General features: G+C 69.9%; 21 protein-coding genes and 1 CRISPR repeat array (1 of these 22 running past the window's edge). Of the genes, 9 read left to right on the top strand and 12 right to left on the bottom strand.

Annotated features, from left to right (window positions below; translation table 11 throughout):
* Positions 1-1114: a CRISPR direct-repeat array (repeat unit 30 nt; unit sequence GTCCTCATTGCCCCTGGGAGGGGTAGCAAC) (it extends 307 nt beyond the left edge of the window).
* Positions 1115-1251: 137 nt separating this feature from the next.
* A complete protein-coding gene (locus tag ACFYNO_RS33695; RefSeq protein WP_388021324.1) occupies positions 1252-1746 on the top strand; it encodes a hypothetical protein in 495 nt (164 codons plus the stop codon).
* Here the strand turns inward: ACFYNO_RS33695 and ACFYNO_RS33690 are convergent.
* The 4 genes from ACFYNO_RS33690 to ACFYNO_RS33675 all read right to left on the bottom strand — a co-directional run bounded on the left by ACFYNO_RS33690 (position 1727) and on the right by ACFYNO_RS33675 (position 5321).
* The gene (locus ACFYNO_RS33690; protein ID WP_388021323.1) at positions 1727-1900 is read right to left on the bottom strand and encodes a hypothetical protein; all 174 of its coding nucleotides are present in this window, start codon (positions 1898-1900) and stop codon (positions 1727-1729) included. The genes ACFYNO_RS33695 and ACFYNO_RS33690 overlap by 20 nt on opposite strands.
* Positions 1876-2619: an IS5 family transposase gene (locus tag ACFYNO_RS33685; RefSeq protein WP_388021322.1), complete on the bottom strand. Its 744-nt coding sequence runs from the start codon at positions 2617-2619 to the stop codon at positions 1876-1878. Before ACFYNO_RS33685 ends, ACFYNO_RS33690 begins: the two co-directional genes overlap by 25 nt.
* Before the next feature lie 1055 nt (positions 2620-3674).
* Positions 3675-4640 carry a pirin family protein gene (locus ACFYNO_RS33680; RefSeq protein WP_388021321.1) on the bottom strand — a complete coding sequence of 322 codons (966 nt, stop codon included), beginning with the start codon at positions 4638-4640 and terminating at the stop codon, positions 3675-3677.
* 135 nt (positions 4641-4775) lie between these two features.
* The gene (locus ACFYNO_RS33675; RefSeq protein ID WP_388021320.1) at positions 4776-5321 is read right to left on the bottom strand and encodes an SseB family protein; all 546 of its coding nucleotides are present in this window, start codon (positions 5319-5321) and stop codon (positions 4776-4778) included.
* A 274-nt stretch (positions 5322-5595) separates the two neighbouring features.
* Here ACFYNO_RS33675 and ACFYNO_RS33670 point away from each other — a divergent pair, with 274 nt between their 5' ends.
* Both ACFYNO_RS33670 and ACFYNO_RS33665 read left to right on the top strand, forming a co-directional pair.
* Positions 5596-7425 carry an acyl-CoA dehydrogenase gene (locus ACFYNO_RS33670; protein WP_388021319.1) on the top strand — a complete coding sequence of 610 codons (1830 nt, stop codon included), beginning with the start codon at positions 5596-5598 and terminating at the stop codon, positions 7423-7425.
* Between the two features lie 499 nt (positions 7426-7924).
* The gene (locus ACFYNO_RS33665; protein WP_388021318.1) at positions 7925-9235 is read left to right on the top strand and encodes a M18 family aminopeptidase; all 1311 of its coding nucleotides are present in this window, start codon (positions 7925-7927) and stop codon (positions 9233-9235) included.
* 67 nt (positions 9236-9302) lie between these two features.
* Here the strand turns inward: ACFYNO_RS33665 and ACFYNO_RS33660 are convergent, their stop codons facing one another.
* The 4 genes from ACFYNO_RS33660 to ACFYNO_RS33645 all read right to left on the bottom strand — a co-directional run bounded on the left by ACFYNO_RS33660 (position 9303) and on the right by ACFYNO_RS33645 (position 12059).
* Complete coding sequence (locus tag ACFYNO_RS33660) at positions 9303-11123, bottom strand: NHL domain-containing thioredoxin family protein (RefSeq protein ID WP_388021317.1); 1821 nt, start codon at positions 11121-11123, stop codon at positions 9303-9305.
* 47 nt (positions 11124-11170) lie between these two features.
* Entirely contained in the window at positions 11171-11416 is a 246-nt protein-coding gene (locus ACFYNO_RS33655) for a hypothetical protein (RefSeq protein WP_388021316.1), read from the bottom strand.
* 188 nt (positions 11417-11604) lie between these two features.
* Positions 11605-11850, bottom strand: a complete 246-nt coding sequence (locus ACFYNO_RS33650; RefSeq protein WP_388021315.1) for a hypothetical protein — start codon at positions 11848-11850, stop codon at positions 11605-11607.
* Complete coding sequence (locus tag ACFYNO_RS33645; protein WP_388021314.1) at positions 11847-12059, bottom strand: hypothetical protein; 213 nt, start codon at positions 12057-12059, stop codon at positions 11847-11849. The genes ACFYNO_RS33650 and ACFYNO_RS33645 overlap by 4 nt, the downstream gene beginning before the upstream one ends.
* 166 nt (positions 12060-12225) lie before the next feature.
* On the opposite strand from ACFYNO_RS33645, the gene ACFYNO_RS33640 reads away from it, so the two are divergent.
* The 3 genes from ACFYNO_RS33640 (at position 12226) to ACFYNO_RS33630 (ending at position 15078) form a co-directional block, all read left to right on the top strand.
* Positions 12226-13308, top strand: a complete 1083-nt coding sequence (locus tag ACFYNO_RS33640; protein ID WP_388021313.1) for a transcriptional regulator — start codon at positions 12226-12228, stop codon at positions 13306-13308.
* A 252-nt stretch (positions 13309-13560) separates the two neighbouring features.
* Entirely contained in the window at positions 13561-14343 is a 783-nt protein-coding gene (locus ACFYNO_RS33635; protein WP_388021312.1) for a hypothetical protein, read from the top strand.
* 153 nt (positions 14344-14496) lie between these two features.
* A complete protein-coding gene (locus tag ACFYNO_RS33630) occupies positions 14497-15078 on the top strand; it encodes a recombinase family protein (protein ID WP_388021311.1) in 582 nt (193 codons plus the stop codon).
* Between the two features lie 573 nt (positions 15079-15651).
* On the opposite strand, the gene ACFYNO_RS33625 is transcribed toward ACFYNO_RS33630, so the two are convergent.
* Together ACFYNO_RS33625 and ACFYNO_RS33620 are read right to left on the bottom strand one after the other, a co-directional pair.
* Positions 15652-17190: a recombinase family protein gene (locus ACFYNO_RS33625; protein ID WP_388021310.1), complete on the bottom strand. Its 1539-nt coding sequence runs from the start codon at positions 17188-17190 to the stop codon at positions 15652-15654.
* 33 nt (positions 17191-17223) lie between these two features.
* A complete protein-coding gene (locus tag ACFYNO_RS33620) occupies positions 17224-17355 on the bottom strand; it encodes a hypothetical protein (protein ID WP_388021346.1) in 132 nt (43 codons plus the stop codon).
* 67 nt (positions 17356-17422) lie between these two features.
* Between ACFYNO_RS33620 and ACFYNO_RS33615 the strand changes: the two genes are divergently transcribed.
* Positions 17423-18196 carry an aminoglycoside 3'-phosphotransferase gene (locus ACFYNO_RS33615; protein WP_388021309.1) on the top strand — a complete coding sequence of 258 codons (774 nt, stop codon included), beginning with the start codon at positions 17423-17425 and terminating at the stop codon, positions 18194-18196.
* Between the two features lie 78 nt (positions 18197-18274).
* Complete coding sequence (locus tag ACFYNO_RS33610) at positions 18275-18757, top strand: LURP-one-related/scramblase family protein (protein WP_388021308.1); 483 nt, start codon at positions 18275-18277, stop codon at positions 18755-18757.
* Here ACFYNO_RS33610 and ACFYNO_RS33605 read toward each other — a convergent pair.
* Positions 18670-19152: a winged helix-turn-helix transcriptional regulator gene (locus tag ACFYNO_RS33605; protein ID WP_388021307.1), complete on the bottom strand. Its 483-nt coding sequence runs from the start codon at positions 19150-19152 to the stop codon at positions 18670-18672. The two genes, ACFYNO_RS33610 and ACFYNO_RS33605, sit on opposite strands and share 88 nt — an antisense overlap.
* A gap of 95 nt (positions 19153-19247) precedes the next feature.
* Here ACFYNO_RS33605 and ACFYNO_RS33600 point away from each other — a divergent pair, with 95 nt between their 5' ends.
* Positions 19248-20231, top strand: coding sequence for an NADP-dependent oxidoreductase (locus ACFYNO_RS33600; RefSeq protein ID WP_388021306.1), 984 nt, complete (start codon positions 19248-19250; stop codon positions 20229-20231).
* Here ACFYNO_RS33600 and ACFYNO_RS33595 read toward each other — a convergent pair.
* Positions 20218-20820, bottom strand: coding sequence for a GNAT family N-acetyltransferase (locus ACFYNO_RS33595; protein ID WP_388021305.1), 603 nt, complete (start codon positions 20818-20820; stop codon positions 20218-20220). The genes ACFYNO_RS33600 and ACFYNO_RS33595 overlap by 14 nt on opposite strands.
* Positions 20821-20907: the final 87 nt, after the last annotated feature.

Genomic DNA, 20907 nt, shown 5'->3' with positions numbered 1-20907 from the left:
TAGCCACAGGTGCGGGGGCGCCGGCGACTCGCGTCCTCATTGCCCCTGGGAGGGGTAGCAACAGGCCGAGGCCGAGGCCGCCGACCGCGGCCGACACGTCCTCATTGCCCCTGGGAGGGGTAGCAACCTCACAGCCCACTCCCCCTCGCCCGCAGCGCCGCCAGTCCTCATTGCCCCTGGGAGGGGTAGCAACAACTGGTACTTGGTCATGAGGGGCTCCTGGTGGTCAGTCCTCATTGCCCCTGGGAGGGGTAGCAACAGCTGGTTGAGGAGGTCGCGGATCTGCTCGGCGATCCGTCCTCATTGCCCCTGGGAGGGGTAGCAACATGCGCACGGTGGCGCCGTCGGTGCCAGAGACCGAGTCCTCATTGCCCCTGGGAGGGGTAGCAACAGCCCTGCGCGCCGCGGTCCTTGCAGAGTTCCTCGACGTCCTCATTGCCCCTGGGAGGGGTAGCAACGCGTTCAGGGCGGCCAGGCGGGCGCGGGTGATGAGGTCCTCATTGCCCCTGGGAGGGGTAGCAACTCGCGCTGATCACCGCACTCGCCTGGACCTTCCTGGTCCTCATTGCCCCTGGGAGGGGTAGCAACTCGGTGAGCACCCCGTCCTCGTCGGGCAGGCTCAGGGTCCTCCTTGCCCCTGGGAGGGGTAGCAACCGCGACCACGTCGCCAAGCAGACCGCCCGCTACCGGTCCTCATTGCCCCTGGGAGGGGTAGCAACTCGCGCTGATCACCGCACTCGCCTGGACCTTCCTGGTCCTCATTGCCCCTGGGAGGGGTAGCAACTCGGTGAGCACCCCGTCCTCGCCGGGCAGGCTCAGGGTCCTCCTTGCCCCTGGGAGGGGTAGCAACCGCGACCACGTCGCCAAGCAGACCGCCCGCTACCGGTCCTCATTGCCCCTGGGAGGGGTAGCAACCGTTCTACGAGAGCATCGGTGTGACCTGCCTGGACCTGTCCTCATTGCCCCTGGGAGGGGTAGCAACCTGGTACGGGCGGAAGCAAGCGCCTGCGGCCGCGGTGGTCCTCATTGCCCCTGGGAGGGGTAGCAACCTGTCGACCCGGACGAAGGCCAGCCTGGCGGTCGGGTCCTCATTGCCCCTGGGAGGGGTAGCAACGGCCAGGGTGACGAGCCGTCAGAAGCGATTCCCAAAACGAAGATAGGGTCACGTTTTCCCAGGTGAGGTGTGTGGCCGTCGCTCGGTAGGCATGCTCGGACCGTCGTGTCGGTGCGGGGCGTGGTCGGAGGTGGCGGATGCCGTCGGTGCTGGGAGTGCTGGAGCGGCGCGAGCGGGTGGCGCTGGCCCGGGCGGAGGATCTGAGGGCCGAACTGGAACGGCTTCAAGCCGCTGTCGCGGAGGCGGAGGAAGCCGCGCGGCGCGCGGTCATCGCCCGCGAGGAGACCGTCGAGGCTCTGGCTGAGGCGGCCGATGAGACTGCGGTGTGCGGGCCGCCAGCGGCAGCGGTGCCGGTCGCGAGTGGGGTCGGGCCGCGGGTCGAAGTACCGCAGTGGCGCGAGGGGTTGGGGGCCGAGGTGCTGCCGCCCGAGTGCGCGCGGATCGTGGCCCTGGTCGAGCAGGACGTGGCCGGAGGTGGGGAGGGGGTGCGGGCGCGGGCGATGCGGGAGGATCTGGGCTGGCCCGCGACCGATGCGAGGGAGCAGGCGGCGCGGTTTAGGGCGAAGCGGCTGGTGGAGCGGGGCTGGTTGAGCGAGGGGCGGCCGGGGCTGTTCAGGCTGCGGACGGCTTGACGCGGCGGGGTGCCGGTTTGCCGGAGCGGGCCAGGCGGCGGGTGGCCGGGATGCTCGCGGCCCACCAGGCCATGGCCTCGGCGTTGTCGATTCGGGTCTCGTAGTCCCGGGCCAGGCGTCGGGCCCGGATCAGGTGGGAGAAGCTGCGCTCCACGACCCAGCGTCGCGCAAGGACCACGAAGCCGGTGGCGTGTCGCTGCGCTTGACGACGGTCAGGGCGAGGGCGAGGACGGTGTGGGCGAAGGCGACCAGCCAGCCGGTGTAGCCGCCGTCGGCCCAGAGCAGGGCGATGCGGTGGTGTTCGGCGCGCAGGCGCTCCAGGAGGTCGCAGCCGGCGTCGTTGTCCTTGACGGAGGCGGTGGTGACCATCACCACCAGCAGTAGGCCCAGGGTGTCCACGGCGATGTGTCGCTTGCGGCCGTTGATCTTCTTTCCGGCGTCGTAGCCCCGGGTGGCGGCGACAACGGTGGCGTCGGCCTTGACCGACTGTGAGTCGATGATCGCGGCTGTGGGCTCTTCCTTCTTCCCGGTCAGCTCGCGCAGGCGCTTGCGCAGTCGGCCGTAGAGCTCCTTGATGAGGTCGTTGTCGCGCCAGCGGCGGAAGAACCGGTAGACGGCCCGCCACTTGGGGAAGTCGGCGGGCAGGCTCGCCCAGCGCACGCCCTCGGCGACCAGGTAGCGCACCGCGTCGATCAGCTGACGGTGGCAATAGCCCTCCGGGCGGCCGCCTCGCCCGTTGAGCCAGGCCGGAACGGGCAGCAGCGGCCGCACGATCGCCCACTCCGCGTCGGTGAGGTCGGAGCCGTAGCGGCGGGTCCGACCGGGCTGGTCGGCGGCGTTCCCGAGCCGGTGTGCGAGGCAATCGCACGACATGCCGGAGCTGGACGCGGACGGAGCGAGCACGCCACAGTGGAGCACGAGGGCCTCCTGGTTGTTCGTTGACTCGACATCACCGAACTGTGCAGGAGGTCCTTCTCCCATGCGCTGGCCGCGGGGCGATCACCCGAACGAGGCTGATGCGCGCGGATGTTCGAGCAACAGCCGTGTCCCTCGGTTTGGGAATCGCTTCTCATGGAACGGGGGCGCCGGTCCTCATTGCCCCTGGGAGGGGTAGCAACACGCTGTGCTGCTCGGACAGGGCGACCAGCTCCCATGCGTCCTCATTGCCCCTGGGAGGGGTAGCAACAAGGCGAAGGCCACCTCGGAGGAGCTGGGCCGGCCGAGTCCTCATTGCCTGGGAGGGGTAGCAACTCGTCGTGCTCCTCGTCCTCGGTGCGCACCTCCTGGTCCTCATCGCCCCCGGGAGGGGTAGTAACGTCATAGCGGTGACCAGCGGACCGTACTGCCAGACGGTCCTCATCGCCCCCTGGGAGGGGTAGCAACCTTGTACGGTGGTCGCCGTCCGGACGACGATGCGCCGGTCCTCATCGCCCCCTGGGAGGGGTAGCAATGAGCTGCTGGCGGTCCAAGATGCGCTGGGTGAGTAGTCCTCATTGCCCCTGGAAGGGGTAGCAACTCGTAGGAATCGAACGCTTCGGCCGCCTCGTCGCTCGTCCTCATCGCCCCCGGGCGGGGTAGCAACCCCATGATCATGTTGCCCTCGCGCCACATGCGCGTGGTCCTCATCGCTCCTGCGAGGGGTAGCAACGTCATCAGGACGCCGCGCAGACTGCGGGCCTGGGCGGTCCTCATCGCCCCTGGTAGGGGTAGCAACAACACGTAATGCCAGAGCCACAGCGCCACCGCTGCGAGTCCTCATCGCCCCTGGGAGGGGTAGTAACAGGCGTGGGTGGACGCGATGTTGCAGGCGATGTACCGGTCCTCATCGGCTCGTGGCCCAGATGCGGGCCATCCGGCTGACAGAACGCCAGAATCGAGCGCCCGTGCCGCGCTTCATCTAGCGGCACGGGCAGCGGACTGTCGTGGGGTCAGCGTCCCAGGGTGCTGTCCGCCGGGATGGTGCCGAGGCGGCCGGCCTGGAAGTCCTCCATGGCCTGCTGCAGCTCCCGGTGGCTGTTCATCACGAACGGGCCGTAGTGGGCGACGGGCTCGCGGATCGGCAGGCCGCCGAGCAGCACCAGTTCGAAGTTGGCGCTGCGGGAGTCCTGCTTCTCGTCGGCGCGGATGGTGAGCGAGTCGCCCTCCCCGAAGACCACCGCCTGGCCCATGTGGAACGGCCGCCGCTCCTCGCCGGCCGAGCCGCTGCCGGCCAGGCCGTAGGCGAGCGCGTTGAAGTCGCTGCGCCAGGGCAGGGTGATCTGCGCGCCCGGGTTCACCGAGACGTGGATCATGGTGATCGGGGTGTGGGTGGCACCGGGGCCCTGGTGGCCGTCGAGGTCGCCGGCGATCAGCCGGACCAGCGCGCCGCCGTCGGCGGAGGTCAGCAGCTTGACGCTGCCGCCGCGGATGTCCTGGTACTTGGGGGCGATCATCTTGTCGGAGGCGGGCAGGTTCACCCACAGCTGCAGCCCGTGGAACAGCCCGCCGGACATCACCAGCGACTCCGGCGGGGTCTCGATGTGCAGCAGCCCGGAGCCGGCGGTCATCCACTGGGTGTCGCCGTCGGTGATGGTGCCGCCGCCGCCGTGCGAGTCCTGGTGGATGAAGGTGCCGTCGATGATGTACGTGACGGTCTCGAAGCCCCGGTGCGGGTGCCACGGGGTCCCCTTCGGCTCACCAGCTTGATAGTCCACCTCGCCCATCTGGTCCATCATGATGAACGGGTCCAGGTACTTCTGGTTGATCTTGGCGAAGGCCCGGCGGACCGGGAAGCCCTCGCCCTCGAAGCCCTCGGGGGCGGTGGAGACGGCCAGTGCCGGGCGGGGCACCGCGTCGGGTGCGGGGGCCGCGATGCGCGGCAGGATCAGCGGGTTCTCTACGGTCACGGCGGGCATGTCGGCCTCCTCGTTCGGGTCCTCGGGCCTACGTGGGCAAGATTAGTTCAATCCTCAACTAGAAGCAAGTTGAAGATTGAACTAAATGGGGAGGGAGCTGACCCGGGGCGTACCAGTGGGTCTACCCGGTCCGGCTCAGCCGTACATCCGGCGCATGGTGAAGTCCACCATCTGCTCCACCGCGCGGGCGTCGAACACCATCCGGTGCTCGCCCTCCATGTCCAGCGCGAAGCCGTAGCCGGTCGGCAGCAGGTCCAGCACCTCGGCGCCGGAGACGGTGAAGTGCTTGGACTCCTTGCCCGCGTACCGGCGCAGCTCCTTGAGCGAGCTGAACATCGGGATCACCGGGGTGGGGGTGTTGTGCAGGGCGAGGAAGCCGGGGCGGTCGCCGCGCGGGCAGTGCACCTTGGAGGTGATGAAGATCGCCTGGAAGTCCTCCATCGGCATCGAGCCGGTGGTGAAGGCGCGCACCGCGTCGGCCAGCGAGGGCGGCGAGGGCTCGGGGTAGAGCGACTGGCCGGCGGCCTGCTGCTGCTCGCCGTAGCCCGCGCCGGCCATGCCGGGGCCGGCCTGGGCGCCGTACCCCTGCTGCCCGTAGCCCGCGCCCATGCCCTGCTGACCCGCCTGCTGATAGGGGTCGCCGGGGTAGCCGCCGCTGGCGCTCTGCTCATAGCCGTACACACGGACAGGCTAGCGGGCCGGGCGGGCCTTGCGCGGCGGTCGATCCGGACAAGGTGGCCGGGGGCGGAGCTGTTGAGAGCTGACTATCGGACAATTCCATGCAGGGCAGTGGCAGACGTCGTAGAAAGGCACTCGGGGGGTCGGACGTGACCGTGTTCACGCCCGATTAACGCCCGGGGGCTTGATGAAGTTACTTACCGGTAGCATCATGAGGTGTACTGGCGGGTAGGGGCGCGTGAGGGCGCACCCTGAGCGACGAACCGGAGAAACGGCCATGGGTCACTACAAGTCCAACCTGCGGGACGTGGAGTTCAACCTCTTCGAGGTGTTCGGCCGCGACCAGGTGTACGGCACCGGTCCGTTCGCCGACATGGATGTCGACACCGCGAAGAACATCCTCAGCGAGATCTCCCGCCTGGCGGAGAACGACCTGGCGGCCTCCTTCGCCGACACCGACCGCAACCCGCCGGTCTTCGACCCGGAGACCAACACCGCGCCGATCCCGGCCACCTTCCGCAAGAGCTACCAGGCCTACATGGACGCCGAGTGGTGGCGCCTGGGCATCCCGGAGGGCGTCGGCGGCCAGGTCACCCCGTCCTCGCTGGTCTGGGCCTACGCGGAGCAGGTCCTCGGCTCCAACCCGGCCATCTGGATGTACTCCTCCGGCCCGGCCTTCGCCGGCGTCGTCTACGAGGAGGGCACCGAGGAGCAGCAGAAGGTCGCCCAGCGGATGGTCGAGAAGCTCTGGGGCGCCACCATGGTGCTGACCGAGCCCGACGCCGGCTCGGACGTGGGCGCCGGCCGCACCAAGGCGATCAAGCAGGAGGACGGCTCCTGGCACATCGAGGGCGTCAAGCGCTTCATCACCTCGGGCGAGCACGACATGTCCGAGAACATCATCCACCTGGTGCTGGCCCGCCCCGAGGGCGGCAAGCCGGGCACCAAGGGCCTGGGCCTCTACATCGTCCCCAAGTTCGACTTCGACTGGGAGACCGGCGAGCTGGGCGAGCGCAACGGCGTCTATGCCACCAACGTCGAGCACAAGATGGGCCTCAAGGCCTCGAACACCTGCGAGATGACCTTCGGCGCCAAGCACCCCGCCAAGGGCTGGCTGGTCGGCGAGAAGATCGACGGCATCCGCCAGATGTTCAAGATCATCGAGTTCGCCCGGATGATGGTCGGCACCAAGGCCATCGCCACCCTCTCCACCGGCTACCTGAACGCGCTGGAGTACGCCAAGGAGCGCGTGCAGGGCGGCGACATCGCCAACTTCGCGGACAAGGCCGCGCCCCGGGTCACCATCACCCACCACCCGGACGTGCGCCGCTCGCTGCTGACCCAGAAGGCCTACGCCGAGGGCATGCGCGCGCTGGTCCTCTACACGGCCTCGGTGCAGGACGACATGCTCGCCGCCCGCCTGCGCGGTGAGCGCGACGAGGCCGCCGAGCGCCTGAACGACCTGCTGCTGCCGATCGTCAAGGGCTACGGCTCGGAGAAGTCCTACGAGCAGCTGGCCCAGTCGCTGCAGACCTTCGGCGGCTCCGGCTACCTGCAGGAGTACCCGATCGAGCAGTACATCCGGGACGCCAAGATCGACACCCTGTACGAGGGCACCACCGCGATCCAGGGCCAGGACTTCTTCTTCCGCAAGATCGTCAAGGACGGCGGCCAGGCGCTGACCGCGGTCTCCGAGCAGATCCAGAAGTTCCTCGCCACCGGCGAGGGCGGCGAGGCGCTGGCCGCCGAGCGCGAGCTGCTGGCCAAGGCCGCCGGCGACCTGGAGGCGATCGTCGGCAAGACCCTGGCCGACCTCACCGCGGTCGAGCAGGACGCCAAGAACATGTACAAGGTGGGCCTCAACACCACCCGCCTGCTGCTGGTCTCCGGCGACGTGGTGCTCGGCTGGCTGCTGCTGCGCCAGGCCGTGGTCGCCCAGGCCAAGATCGACGGCGGCGCCACCGGCAAGGACCTCGCCTTCTACCAGGGCAAGGTGGCCGGCGCGAAGTTCTTCGCCCGCAACATCCTGCCCACCACCAGCGCCCAGCGCCTGATCGCCGAGGGCGTCGACCTGGACGTCATGGAGCTGGCCGAGGACGCCTTCTGAGCCGTCCCGCTCTGACCGCCTGACCCACCCTCAGCACCGTGGGGCCCGCACACCGCGGGCCCCACGGTGTTTTCCGGCCCCAGGCCGGGCGCGGCGCCCGCGGTAGGGCGGAGTGGCCGAAGTGGGGAAGGCTGGTTCGCAGGCGCACGCCGTTGGTCTGCAGTGAAGGTCTCATCGGCATTCTGTGGAGAAGGTGCGATCCGGCGCGATCGGGCTGTTGCGCAGGGTGATCCGGGGACTACTCGGGGCCGTGGGTCGTGGGTGTGCCAACCGGGGCGCGGACCGGGGGAGTTGCGGTGTAATGCACGGATCCGTGTGCTGCCCCGCCGGGACGGGCTGCGGCCGGGCTTCGCGGGGTGGCGGGGCGCCGTGCGGTGGGGCTTGTGCTGGGACGGGGGCGATACCCAACCTTGACTGTTCTGTCGGTGTACGGGCATATGCTCGTCCGGGGAAGCCCCACCCCACCGGCTCTCCGCTATTCCCTCGACCCAGGAGCAGCATGTCGCACGCCGAGCGTCCGGTCTTCTTCGACCGGACCCATACCGACGACCTGATCGCGTATCTGGCCGCCTCGCCGTCGCCGTACCACGCGGTGGCCCAGGCCGCCGAGCGCCTGGAGAAGGCGGGCTTCCGTCAGGTGGCCGAGGCCGACGCGTGGGAGGGCACGGCGGGTGGCCGGTACGTCATCCGGGGCGGGGCCCTGATCGCCTGGTACGTGCCGCGCTCGGCGGGGCCGGCCACTCCGTTCCGGGTGGTCGGCACCCACACCGACTCGCCGAACCTGCGGGTCAAGCCGGTGCCGGACACCGGCTCGGCCGGCTGGCGGCAGGTGGCGGTGGAGATCTACGGCGGGGTGCCGTTGAACACCTGGCTGGACCGGGACCTGGGGCTCTCCGGCCGGCTGGTGCTGCGCAGCGGGGCGACCCGGCTGGTGCAGCTGGACGAGCCGCTGCTGCGGGTGCCGCAGCTGGCGATCCACCTGGACCGGCAGGTCAACGACAACGGCTTGAAGCTGGACAAGCAGCGCCACCTGACGCCGATCTGGGGTCTCGGGCCGGTGGACGAGGGCAGCCTGATCCGGTACGTCGCGGAGCGCGCCGAGCTGGACCCGGCCGAGGTGCTGGGCTGGGACCTGATGACCCATGACATCCAGCCGCCGTCCTACCTGGGCCGGGACCGCGAGCTGCTGGCCGCCCCGCGGCTGGACAACCTGCTCTCGGTGCACGCGGCCACCGCCGCGCTGGCCGCCGTGGCCGCCGCGCCGGGCACCGAGGAGCTGCCGTACATCCCGGTGCTGGCCGCCTTCGACCACGAGGAGACCGGCAGCGAGTCGGACACCGGCGCCCAGGGGCCGCTGCTCGGCCGGGTGCTGGAGCGCAGCGTCTTCGCCCGCGGCGGCAGTGACGAGGACCGGGCCCGAGCGCTGGCCGGCACCATCTGCCTCTCCTCCGACATGGGGCATGCCGTGCACCCCAACTACTCGGAGCGGCACGAGCCCGGGCACCACCCGGTGCCCAACGGCGGCCCGATCCTCAAGGTCAACGTCAACAACCGCTACGCCACCGACGGCGTCGGCCGGGCCGTCTTCGCCGCGGCCTGCGAGCGGGCCGGGGTGCCCTGGCAGAGCTTCGTCTCCAACAACGCGATGCCCTGCGGCACCACGATCGGCCCGATCACCGCGGCCCGGCTCGGCATCACCACGGTGGACTGCGGCATCGCCGCGCTCTCCATGCACTCGGCGCGCGAGCTCTGCGGGGCCGAGGACCCGTTCCTGCTGGCCTCGGCGATCAAGTCCTTCCTGGAGGGCTGAGCCCCGGCGGCACGCACGATGACGGCGGGTCGGGGATGCTCCCCGACCCGCCGTCACGCATGCTCCGTCACTCCATACCGGCCAGCACCAGCGGCAGCCGGGTGGTGCCGCCGGCGACCAGCTTCACCGGCACGCCCCAGTCCTGCTGGTGCACGTGGCAGGCCGGGTACTCGATCTCCGGGTCGTCGTCGCAGGAGGCGGCCATCGCGGAGACGTGCAGCACACCCTCGGTCAGCTCGCCGGAGAGCACCAGCTCGCGGGAGAGCGCGCTGTCCGCGCCCGCGCCGGCGACCAGCAGCTCCGGCGGGGTGGCGCTGACCAGCAGCCGGGTGGACGGGCCGTAGCGCTCGTCCAGCTTCTGGCCGGTCGGCGCGGTGAAGACCACGTCCAGCCGCAGGGTGCCCGGCGCCACCTCGGTGGCGGCGCGCTGGGTGCGGTGCGCGACCGACTCCACCCGCACCGCCTCCTCGGGCAGCCGAAGCCGGGTCAGCCGGTGTCGGGCCGACTCCACCACCACGATGTCCCCCTCCACCAGCACCGCGCCGGAGGGCTCGCGCAGGTCGGTGGCGAGCGTGGTCACCTCGCCGCTCGCCGGGTCGAAGCGGCGCAGCGCGTGGTTGTAGGTGTCGGCCACGGCCACCGAGCCGTCCGGAAGCGCGGTGACGCCCAGCGGGTGCTGCAACAGCGCCTGCCCGGCGGCGCCGTCCCGGTGGCCGAAGTCGAAGAGGCCGGTGCCGACGGCGGTGTGCACCTCGCCGGTTTCACGTGAAACCCACCGGACCGCGGAGGTCTCGCTGTCGGCCACCCAGAGCCGGGAGCCGTCGGGGGAGACCGCCAGGCCGGAGGGCTGGGCGAACCAGGCCTCGGCGGCGGGACCGTCCACCAGGCCCTCGTTGGTGGTGCCGGCCGCGACGGCCACGGTGCCGGCGGCCGGGTCGAAGGCCCAGAGCTGGTGCACCCCGGCCATCGCGATCCAGACCCGGCCGTCGAAGAAGGCGACGTCCCAGGGGGAGGAGAGGTCGACCTCGGTGGCCGGACCGCTGGTCGGCGAGCCCTGCCACCACTGGCGGCCGGTGCCGGCCAGCGTGGTCACCGAGCCGTCGGCCAGCCGCAGGCCGCGCAGCGCGTGGTTCACGGTGTCGGCGACCACCACGTCGTAGCCCAGCTCCAGGCCCTCGGGCACCAGCGCCAGGCCCTGCGGCTCGCTGAACCGGGGCGCGGCGCCGTCCACCAGCCCGCGCTCGCCGTCGCCGATCCGGCGCAGCACCGTCTCGCCGTCCGCGGCCAGCTCCACCAGCGAGTGGTGCCCCGAGTCCGCCACCAGGAAGGACCCGCCGGGCAGCCGCACCGCCTTGCCGGGGAACTTCAGCGCCCCGGCCACCGGCTCCGGCGGCACGTACGGCCCGTCCCCGCGCCGCAGCGTGCCCTTGGCGGCGTGCTCCTCCTCCAGCTCACCCACCAGCCGCTCGATCGCGTGCGCGTGCCCCTCCCCGGCGTGCTGCGCGACCACGTACCCCTCGGGATCGATCACCACCAGCGTCGGCCAGGCCCGCACCGCGTACTGCTTCCAGGTCACCAGCTTGGGGTCGTCCAGCACCGGGTGCTCCACCTCGTACCGCGCCACCGCGTCCACCACGGCCTGGTGGTCGGCCTCGTGCACGAACTTCGGCGAGTGGACGCCGACGATCACCACGGTGTCGCGGTGCTTCTCCTCCAACTCCCGCAGCTCGTCGAGGACGTGCAGACAGTTGATGCAGCAGAAGGTCCAGAAGTCTAGGACCAAAATGCGACCTCGGAGGTCCGCCAGACTCAGTTCCTTGCCGCCGGTGTTGATCCATCCGCCTGCGCCAACCAGTTCGGGGGCGCGTACGCGTGCACGAGAAGACATGCCCCAATCAAACCTCACGGGCGCTGTCCGCATTCCGGAGGTCGGTTTCAACCAGTCACGGCGCGAGCGGTAGAGGTCTCAACGATCTCGCGTGCCACCAGGAGCGGGGTGTCTGCCCAGCCGAGCAGGGCTTTGGTGATGGCGACGGCCGGAACGATGCCCGTTCCGCGTTCCACCAGCAGAACCTGTACGGCTTCCATGCCGTTGCTCGCGAGAACAGGGCGACACTCCTCGACCAGGGCCGTTAAGCGCTCGGCCACCTCAGGCTGTAGACCGGCGACGGTCTCGAACATGTGGGCCGCTCCCTCCCGAGATGCGTGGCAGCACCGACGGCTGCTGCCTGAATCGGCAGTATGGCGCCCATGCCTCTGTGACCGCCCCTGAATTCCCAAGACGGGGAAAGCCCCGCCCACACGTCACAGGGAGACGCACGGACGGGGCTGGGCCCGCGCTGGGAGCCTTTCCACAGTCCATGGGCGGATCAGATGCCGTAGGAGCCTGATGCCCAGGTGTTCAGCGCGGCGGGGCCGGTGAGGACGGACCCGCTCGGCCGGGGGATGGGACGCCGGGTCCGGTTCACCTCGGCGAGCTGGGCTCGCACCCGCTGCATGGTCTCGGACTCCTCCTCGGGCTCTTCGACCACCTCAGGCACGTCCTCACCGGACTGCTGCTCAGGGACGGGCTCACAGGCACTGTGCGCGGGCAGGTGCCGCCGCTCCTCGCTCATGCCGCCTCCCCGGTCAGTACGGGAGCCGTCGGGCACCCCGCAGCGTGCTTGCGGATCTTCACCCGGGCGTCGGTCAGGGCCGAGCCGTCCGGGATGAACCGGCCGCCGGGGATCTTCGGTCTGAACGTGGCTTGGGCCCTGGCCAGTTCGCGGCGCAGGTTCTCGCACGTTTTGCAGGGCTCATGCGCCTTACCGTCAGTCGCAGTCATGCCACCAGAATCGGAACGTGTGGTTTCTCTCCCGAGATGCCGCGCGTCTGCCCCGGTGTATGCCAGGGTGCAGAACATGACCGTGGGGGAGCGAATCAGGCGGCTACGGACTGCCCTGACGTGGAGCCAGGGACGGTTGGCCCGAGAGATCTGCAAGGCGGCCCGGGTGCCGCTGGACAAGCTCACCCGCGTAGACGTCTACCGATGGGAGACCGGTCGCCGCACTCCAACCGTCTGGCTGCCGTTCATTGCCAAGGCTCTCGGCGTGGACGTCTCGGCTCTCGACGGCACCGTCCGGACGCTGGCCGAGCTGGTGCCCCGGTCCGCTGCTCTGGACGCCACACGGTCCGCCGCCGGCCGCAGGATCGGTGCCAGTGAGGTCTCCGACCTCATGTCCAAGGTGCACGGCCTTCGGCTCGCTGACGACGTGCTGGCCGGGCGCGACCTGATCATCCCCGCTCAGCGCGAGCTGGACCGAGCTGTGAAGCTGCACCGAGAGTCCACGTTCACCGAAGCCGTGGGGAGGCAACTCCTCATTGCCGTCGGCGAACTCGCGCAGATCGTCGGTTGGATCGCCTCGGACGCCGGGCAGCACCAGCCGGCCGAAGACGCGTACAAGCTGGGGATCACCGCCGCCCGAGAAGCCGCAGACGGGACGCTGGCCGGGAACCTCATGGGCTCTCTGGCCTACCAGTGGACCAACATCGGCAGGGAGAGTGACGGGCTCACCCTCGCGGAGGCAGCCCGCGAGGAAGCAGGCTCTGACGCGCCACCACGGGCCCGCGCCTTGTTCTCCGATCGGGTGGCGTGGGCGCGTACGAAGACCGCGCAGGCCCAGCCCACCATCCGGGCTCTGGGCGAAGCGTCCGACGCCATGGACGAAGCGAACGGGGAGGACTCGCCAGCCTGGCTCTACTGGGTGGACCGTGGAGAACTCCAAGTCATGGAAGCCCGGTGTTTCACGGAGCTTCACCGCCCGCTCCGGGCCGTCCCTTTGCTGACTGACGTTCTCGCCCGCTACGACGCCACGCACGCTCGCGAGTTGGCGTTGTACCTGTCGTGGCTGGCAGTGGCCTATGCCGACGCGAACGAGCCGGAGGCGGCGGCATCGACAGCGCAGAGGATGATCAATCTGTCTGCCGACGTCGGAAGCGACCGCACGCAGGAGCGCGCCAAGGTGGTGCTCGCTCGGCTTGCCAGGGAGTACGCCGACGTGCCCGAGGTACAGGAAGTTCTCGGACACACCTAGAAACTGCCGGCAGCGGGACTCTGGCTGCTCGCCATCCGCCGATACCCCCATGCCCTCGAATTCGCGGCGGTGTGCCCGGGCATGGGGGCCGGGTCCCCGAGGCTCATGCGCCCAGAGATTGACCTACCCCCCGGTACCCCATACGTCCGCACTGGTGCACTGCGCGATGGGGTTCCATCACTTCGGGGCCGCCCCGCGCCCTGCCCTGCTCGATCTCAGCGGAGTGCTCGGCCTGCCTGGGATGCTCTCGACATGGACCTCACGCCCGAGCAACGCAACGATGCGGCAATGAGAGGGCACGCAGCCCTCACCAGCCTGCTTCAGCAGGACGTATCAGGCTTCTTTCCGCCTGCCGAACAGCGGCGGCCAGCGCTCATCGCCTGGGGGCTGGTTGCTGCCCTGCAACGTCAGGCCTGCGCAGTTGTCCTACTGCACCGCAAGGGCTTGGGGCACGAGGCGGCTCCCAACCGACGTCTGATGATCGAGTACATGGCGCAGCTCCAGTGGCTTGCCAAGGACGGCGATGGCGCCGTGGATTCGATGAACAAGGCCTTCCAGTACACGCACAGCAAGCTGCGCAAGTCTGTGGACGAGGGCGGTGTCTTCACCTACGACGACGAGGTGGCCGCCTCGGCAGACGCCGTCGCAGCAGCAGAGATCCCGCCCAACGCTGCGAATCAATACTCGTTGACTGCCAAGCTGTTGGCACGGCTCGGGCATGGCCTGCTGGAGATTTGGACCAGCGAGACACAGCTCTCCCACGCAGGGCTGACGGCAGCGCGCGCCTTCTTCGAGGACTCATCTCAGGAGGCTGTCATCCTGCACGACACGCCCCACTTCGGCAGCACTCCGGACCCTAGCGTCCTCTCGCCCTACATGGCCTTCATGCTCTTCTATTTCGGCGTGGAGGCGTTCAACGACCTCATGGTCGGATCTCCCTGGTCGGCGGATCTGGAACGCATCGCCAGCGAGTGCGGCTTGGGCGACGCAGGGCAACAGCCTCAGAGCCAGCCAGGGGCTGACGGTAGCCAGTGACGGCCAGGGTGCACATTCCGACGTTCCGATAACGATGGTTAGTGGAACGACCCCTGCGAACCACCGAACCAGTCCCGAAGTCGTTCCAAAAGTCGTTCCAGAACACGCCCAAACCTCTTGGCGTTTTGGAACGAGTTTTGGAACGATCGAGGCATGACGACAAAGACCGCTACTGGCCACCTGATCGGCTATGCCCGAGTCTCCACCGATGACCAGGAGGCGCAGCTCCAGCACGACGCGCTGACCGAAGCCGGCTGCGCCCGGGTCTTCACCGACAAGGCCAGCGGCAAGAGCACCGATCGGCCCGAGCTTGCCGCCGTTCTGGACTACCTCCGTCCCAGCGACACCCTGTGCGTCTGGAAGCTGGACCGGTTCGCCCGCTCCCTGATCGACCTCGTGACCACGGTGGACGCCCTTGCGGCGCGTGGAGTCGGCTTCAAGGTCCTGACCGGCGCACTGGCCAGCATCGACCCGAACACGCCGGACGGACGGCTCATGCTCCAGGTGGTCGGCGCCATGGCCGAGTTTGAGCGCAGCCTGATCCAGGACCGCACGAAGGCCGGTCTCGTAGCCGCCAAGGCGCAGGGGCGCGTCGGCGGGCGACCCAAGGCCATGACGCCGGACATGCTTGCAGCGGCACAGCGTCGCAAGGCTGCCGGTGAGTCCTATGGGGAGATTGCCAAGGCGCTCGGGGTCGGCAAGGGGACCGTGCACCGGGCCCTGACCGCCGAGTAGGGCACAGCAAGCCACAGGGGACCGCCTGCGCGCTTCGTAGGTGGTCCCCTGGCATTCCTCCGCGCCCTCGCCCCGCCGTTGGGCCGTGCGCGGCCTCTCTGGAGCTCTCGGTGCCATGCCCCGTGGATGGCGGGAATCGCGCGCCATGACGATATGACGGTTTGAAGGGCAGTTCCGGTATCCCTTAGAAGCTTCTATAGGAATCCTGAAGTGTGTCTAGAACCGTCATACCGTCATAAAGACCAGGTCAGAGGGGGTGTCGAGAGATGACGGCATGACGTTTGGCGCTGTCCGGCTTGGCGCTAACCCTGTCATCATGTACGCGCCGATTCAGGCCATGTAACTCTTGGTGTCGCCTCGGCTGCGCGCCGTACTGCGGGGGTGACGAGTGACGGTTCGAACCCCAATCTGGGAATGCATCTAGAAACCTATAGGGAAACCAGAAACGGGGTCCGAACCGTCACTTCGTCACCCGAGCCCCGATCTCCGCTGCTGCCGACGAAACCCTGTGCGGCCGTCTGTGGCCGCGAAGAAGCCCCGCCGGACCACGGTGGCCTGACGGGGCTGCGGCGGCTACGCGTCCTCGGGTGGCGTGTCGGCCCATTCGATGACGCACCGATCAAGGCCAACGAACCGCTTCCCCCGCTCGCCCTTGCTAACGATCACGCGGTCGATGGCCAACCTCAGTCGGTCGCGCCGGCCAGCCACGCTATCCACCTCCCAGGCCTCCTGGAGAAGCACGCCGTCCAACAGCGGGGAGATGTCAACGGTCGGGGTCGGCATTGCTGCCAAGCTCGCGCGCAGTCCCTCGATTCGGCCCCGCAGCCGCCCAGCGAGACGGTTGTACCGCTCGATCGCGTCCACGCCGGAGAACTCACCACGGACGTACCGAGCGTCTTCCAGGTCGGCCAGCCGGGCGCTCTCGTCCCTGATTTCCGCCTCTACGGCGTCCCGCTTCGCGAACACTTCCGGATCTTTGCGCTGAACCCACCGCTGCGCGATTGCGGCCAGCAACGGGTCTTCCGGCTCCAGTGCCGGAAGGCGGCTCAGGAACGCGTCGGTGATGTGGCCGTCAAGGCTCTCGACTCGCGCGGTAACACCTGAACAGCCACGCCCCATGCGCTTGTTGGCGCAGACATAGGAGGTTCCTGACTGGCTCATCGGCGACTCGCACAGAGCACAGCGGGCAAGACCGGTGAGAAGCGCTGTGCCCTGCTTGTGGCCGTGCCTCTTGCCCGCATGCGGGAAGGTGCGTGACTCCAGCTGTCGGACGATCAGCTCGCGCTCGCCGGGAGTGATGATGCCTTCGCCGATGCTGACAGTGTCCAGCGTCTCGGGATCGCGATAGGGAACAACTCGGCTGCCGTACTTGCGCGTTCCGTCCGCTGCTTCGGTGTACTCCGTCTGCGGCATGAGGCCGGCGAACGCCGGGGCGCGAACCAACTGCATGACGCTGGAAGAACTCCAGGTGCCGCCGCGCGGCGACTCGATCTCGTGCTCGTTGAGGAAGCGGGCGATGTGCACCAAGGCCTTGCCGCTCAGCGCCTCATCGGCGATCAGGCGAGCGTAGACGGCGGTGTCCGGGTCGTGCACCAGCTTCTTCGTCTCCGGGTCCACGGCGAGCCCGTAGGGCGGCTGCCCGCCGATCCACTGGCCCCGCTGGCGCAGGAAGCGCTTCGCACTGCTCACGCGGGTGCCGATGTTGCGCGACTCCGACCGGGCAAGCTCGGCGAGCAGGGCGATCGTCACCCGGGCGCTGTCGTTGGCCGTGTCGAGACCGTCCATCACGGAGACGAGACGGCCGCCAACACGGCCTATGGCGTCCAGCGCGGTGCCGACTTCGCCGATTCCCTTGCGAGAGAGGCGGTCCAGCTTCCAGACCAGGAGGACGCCGACCACGCCGGACGTGACAGCGGTGAGCGCGGCGTCGAAGCCCTTGCGGCTCACGTCCTTGTATCCGCTGCGGCCCCGGTCGATGTGGACCTTGCGGACGGTCAGCCCGTTGCGCTCGGCCCAAGCGCGGCAGTCGGCTTCCTGGCGGTCGATGGCGGTCTTGCCGTCCCGGTCCAGCGAGAGGCGGAGGTACAGGTCACAGATCGTGTGGTGGTGCACGGGATGATTCTCCCCTGGAGTTCCTTCAATGGATCAGGACATCCAGAAGTCGGCAATCACGATCTTGCCCCTGAGGTCCGCCAGGGTCAGATCCTTGCCACCGGTATTCAGCCAGCCGCCCTCACCGATCAGCTCGGGGGCCCGGACACGTGCGCGAGTAGCCATGTCCCCATCCAACCCCATGCCGGGAAAATCGGTTCCCAGGCCCGGGAGCGGTGGCCAGAATGGGCGGATGCTCGCGAATTCACCGCAGGGGCCGGTCGAGGTGCCCGAGGCAGTGCTGGCGCTGGCCGGCCGGGAGCCGGCGGAGGCGGTGTGGCAGAACGAGGCCGGCGGGCTGACGTTCCGGGTCGGGGAGCGGTTCGTGAAGTGGACGCCGGCGGGGAGCGGGTTGGACCTGGCGGCGGAGGCGGTCCGGCTCCGCTGGGCGCGGGCGTTCGCGGTGGTGCCGCGGGTACTGGAGCAGGGGGCGGACACCGCCGGGCAGTGGCTGGTGACCGCCGCGCTCCCCGGCGGGATGGCGGTGCTCGACGAGTGGAAGCGCGACCCGGCCACCGCGGTGCGGGCGATCGGGCGCGGGCTGCGGGAGCTGCACGAGGCGCTGCCGGTCGGGGAGTGCCCGTTCGACTGGTCGGTGCCGAGCCGGCTGGCCCGGGTCCGGACGGCGAGCGGGCCGGAGGACTGGCATCCGGACCACCGCCACCTCGGCAGCGCCGAGCGGGCGCTGGCGCTGCTGGCCGAGGCGCCGCCGGTGGACCGGCTGGTGGTCTGCCACGGTGACGCCTGCGCGCCCAACACCCTGATCGGCGCCGACGGGCGGTGCGCCGGGCACGTGGACTTCGGGGCCCTGGGCCTGGCGGACCGGTGGGCGGACCTGGCCGTGGCCACCTGGAGCACCCAGTGGAACTACGGCCCGGGCTGGGAGCTGCCGCTGCTGGAGGCCTACGGGGTCGAGCCGGACCCGGAGCGCACCGCCTACTACCGGCTGCTCTGGGATCTGACCTGACCCCGTGTCGCACCGCTCCGCCGGGCCCGGGCGGTGATAGGCCGGACCGGGAAACCCAGGCGACGGGCGGAGGCCGGCATGAAGTACCAGGTGCGGGAGAAGCTGTTCACCATCGGTGAGGACTTCTGGATCGAGGACGAGCACGGCGAGAAGGCGTTCCTGGTGGACGCCAAGGTGCTGCGGCTGCGGGACACCTTCGAGCTGAAGGACCGGGACGGGCGGGTGGTCGCGGTGATCAAGGAGAAGGCGCTCACCGTGCGGGACGCGATGAAGATCGAGGACTCCCGGGGCGAGGTGGTCGCCACGGTGCGCAAGAAGCTGTTCACGCCGTTCCGGGACAAGTACCACGTGGAGCTGCGGGACGGCGGAGAGCTGGAGATCCACGGCAACCTGATCGACAAGGACTACCGGATCGAGTCGCACGGCGACCGGATCGCCGAGATCTCCCGCCAGTGGTTCCGGGTGCGGGACAGCTACGGGGTGAGGATCGCCGACGGCGCGGACGCCGGCCTGCTGCTGGCGGTGGCGGTCTGCGTGGACCACCTGGTCGAGGAGGGGTGACGGCGGCGCAGCTCGGTCACGCCGGGGACGGCGGAGCGGGCCGCGTCGTAGGTGAGCTGGTGGGCCGTCACCTCGGGCTGGTGGCGGTCGATCCAGCCCCGGATCGCGGTGAGCGGTTCGGCCAGGCTCTCGCCCAGCGGGCTCAGCCGGTAGCTGACCCGGACCACGGTGCCGGCCAGCACGGTGCGGAGCACCAGGCCGTCGCGCTCCAGGCTGCGCAGCGTCTGGGTGAGCACCTTGCGGCTGATGTCGCCGATCCGGCGTTCCAACTCGCCGTAGTGGCTGGGGCCCTCCTGCAGGGTGACCAGCAGCAGGGCCGACCAGCGGTCCCCGAGGCGGTCCAGCAGCGGTCGGCAGGGGCAGCGGTCCTCGTCCGGGGCGGCGGCAGCGGTCATGACTGCGGCAACCGGGCCGGCGGCGCGGGCTATTCCACCGGTTACCTGGAGGTGCCGTCTGTCCCGGCCGCGGCGGACCGGGCGAGGCTGGCGGCATGACGGACGAGACGAAGCAGACGAAGCAGACGAACGAGATGACGGCGGTCACCCAGGACGCCTTCGGCGCGCCCGGGGTGCTGCGCACCGCGCGGGTGGCGCGGCCGGAGCCGGGCCCGGCGGAGGTGCTGGTCCGGGTGCGGGCGGCCGGGATCAACCCGGTGGACGTGAAGACCAGCCGGGGCGAGGGCCTGGCCTGGTACTACGGCGAGCCGCCCTACACCCTGGGCTGGGACGTGGCCGGCACCGTCGAGGCGGTCGGCTTCGGTGTCACCACGCTGCGGCCGGGCGACGAGGTGCTGGGCATGCCCCGGTTCCCCGCGCTGGCCGGCGGCTTCGCCGAGTACGTCACCGCGCCGTCCCGGCACTTCGTCCGCCGGCCGGAGGCGCTGACGGTGGCCGAGGCGGCCGGCCTGCCGCTGGCCGGGCTGACGGCCTGGCAGATCATCGTGGACACCGCCCGGGTGACCGAGGGCCAGCGGGTGCTGGTGCACGCGGCGGCGGGCGGGGTCGGCCACCTGGCCGTGCAGATCGCCAAGGCCCGCGGCGCCTACGTGGTCGGGACGGCCAGCGCCGGCAAGCACGGGTTCCTGCGCGAGATCGGGGCGGACCGGGTGCTCGACTACACCGCCGGGCCCTTCGAGCGGGAAGTCGGCGACATCGACGTCGTGGTCGACAACATCGGCGACCCGGAGCACCAGCTGCGCAGCCTCGCCGTGCTGCGCGAGGGCGGGCTGCTGGTGGCCGTCCCGAGCGGGGTGGACCCGGCCGCCGCCGCCGAGGCCGCGCGGACCGGGAAGCGGATCACCGACGTGCTGGTCGAGCCGGACCAGATCGGCCTGCTCGGGCTGCTGGACCTGGCCGAGCGCGGCCTGCTGCGGGTGGAGGTCTCCGCCGAGCTGCCGCTGGACCGGGTGGGCGAGGCCTTCGAGCTGGTCGGCAGCGGCCGCACCCGGGGCAAGGTCGTGCTCACCCTCGGCTGAGCAGCGCCTCGCTGAGCCGCTGCCGCGCCGCCGGCCACTCCTCGGCGAGCATCGAGAAGTAGACGCTGTCCCGCCAGCTGCCGTCCTTGCGGCGGCGGGCCCGGCGGAAGGTGCCCTCGTACTGCGCGCCGAGCCGGCGGATCGCGTTCTGCGAGCGCTCGTTGAGGTGGTCGGTCTTCCACATCACCCGGCCCATGCCGAGCTCGCCGAAGGCGTGCTCCAGCAACAGCAGCTTGGACTCGGTGTTGACCGCCGTGCGCCAGGACGAGCGCCCGTACCAGGTGCCGCCGATCTCCACCCACTCCTGCGCGGGGTTGGCGTCGAAGAGGCAGGTGATGCCCACCGCGCGCGCCGCGTCGCCGCCGGTGGCGACCACCGCGAAGGCGACGCAGCCCGCCTCGCCGAGGTAGGAGTCGACGATCCGCGCCATCTCGGCCTCGGTCTGCGGTTCGGCCCAGCTCAGCCAGCGGAACACCTCCTCGTCCCGCCCGGCGGCGGCGAACAGGTCGGCGGTGTGCTCGGGGGCCAGCGGCTCCAGTCGGACGTGGCGGCCGGTCAGGGTGACGGGAACGGGGGTCTTCGCGCTCATGAGCGCCACGGTAGCGGCCATTTGCACTAGACGCAATGATCGATTGAACTAGTTCAATCGATCCAGGGCAAGCGAGAGGCCCCGGGC

Source organism: Kitasatospora sp. NPDC006697 (assembly GCF_042869935.1).
Lineage (GTDB): Bacteria > Actinomycetota > Actinomycetes > Streptomycetales > Streptomycetaceae > Kitasatospora.
This window is presented reverse-complemented; position numbering and strand designations above follow the sequence as displayed.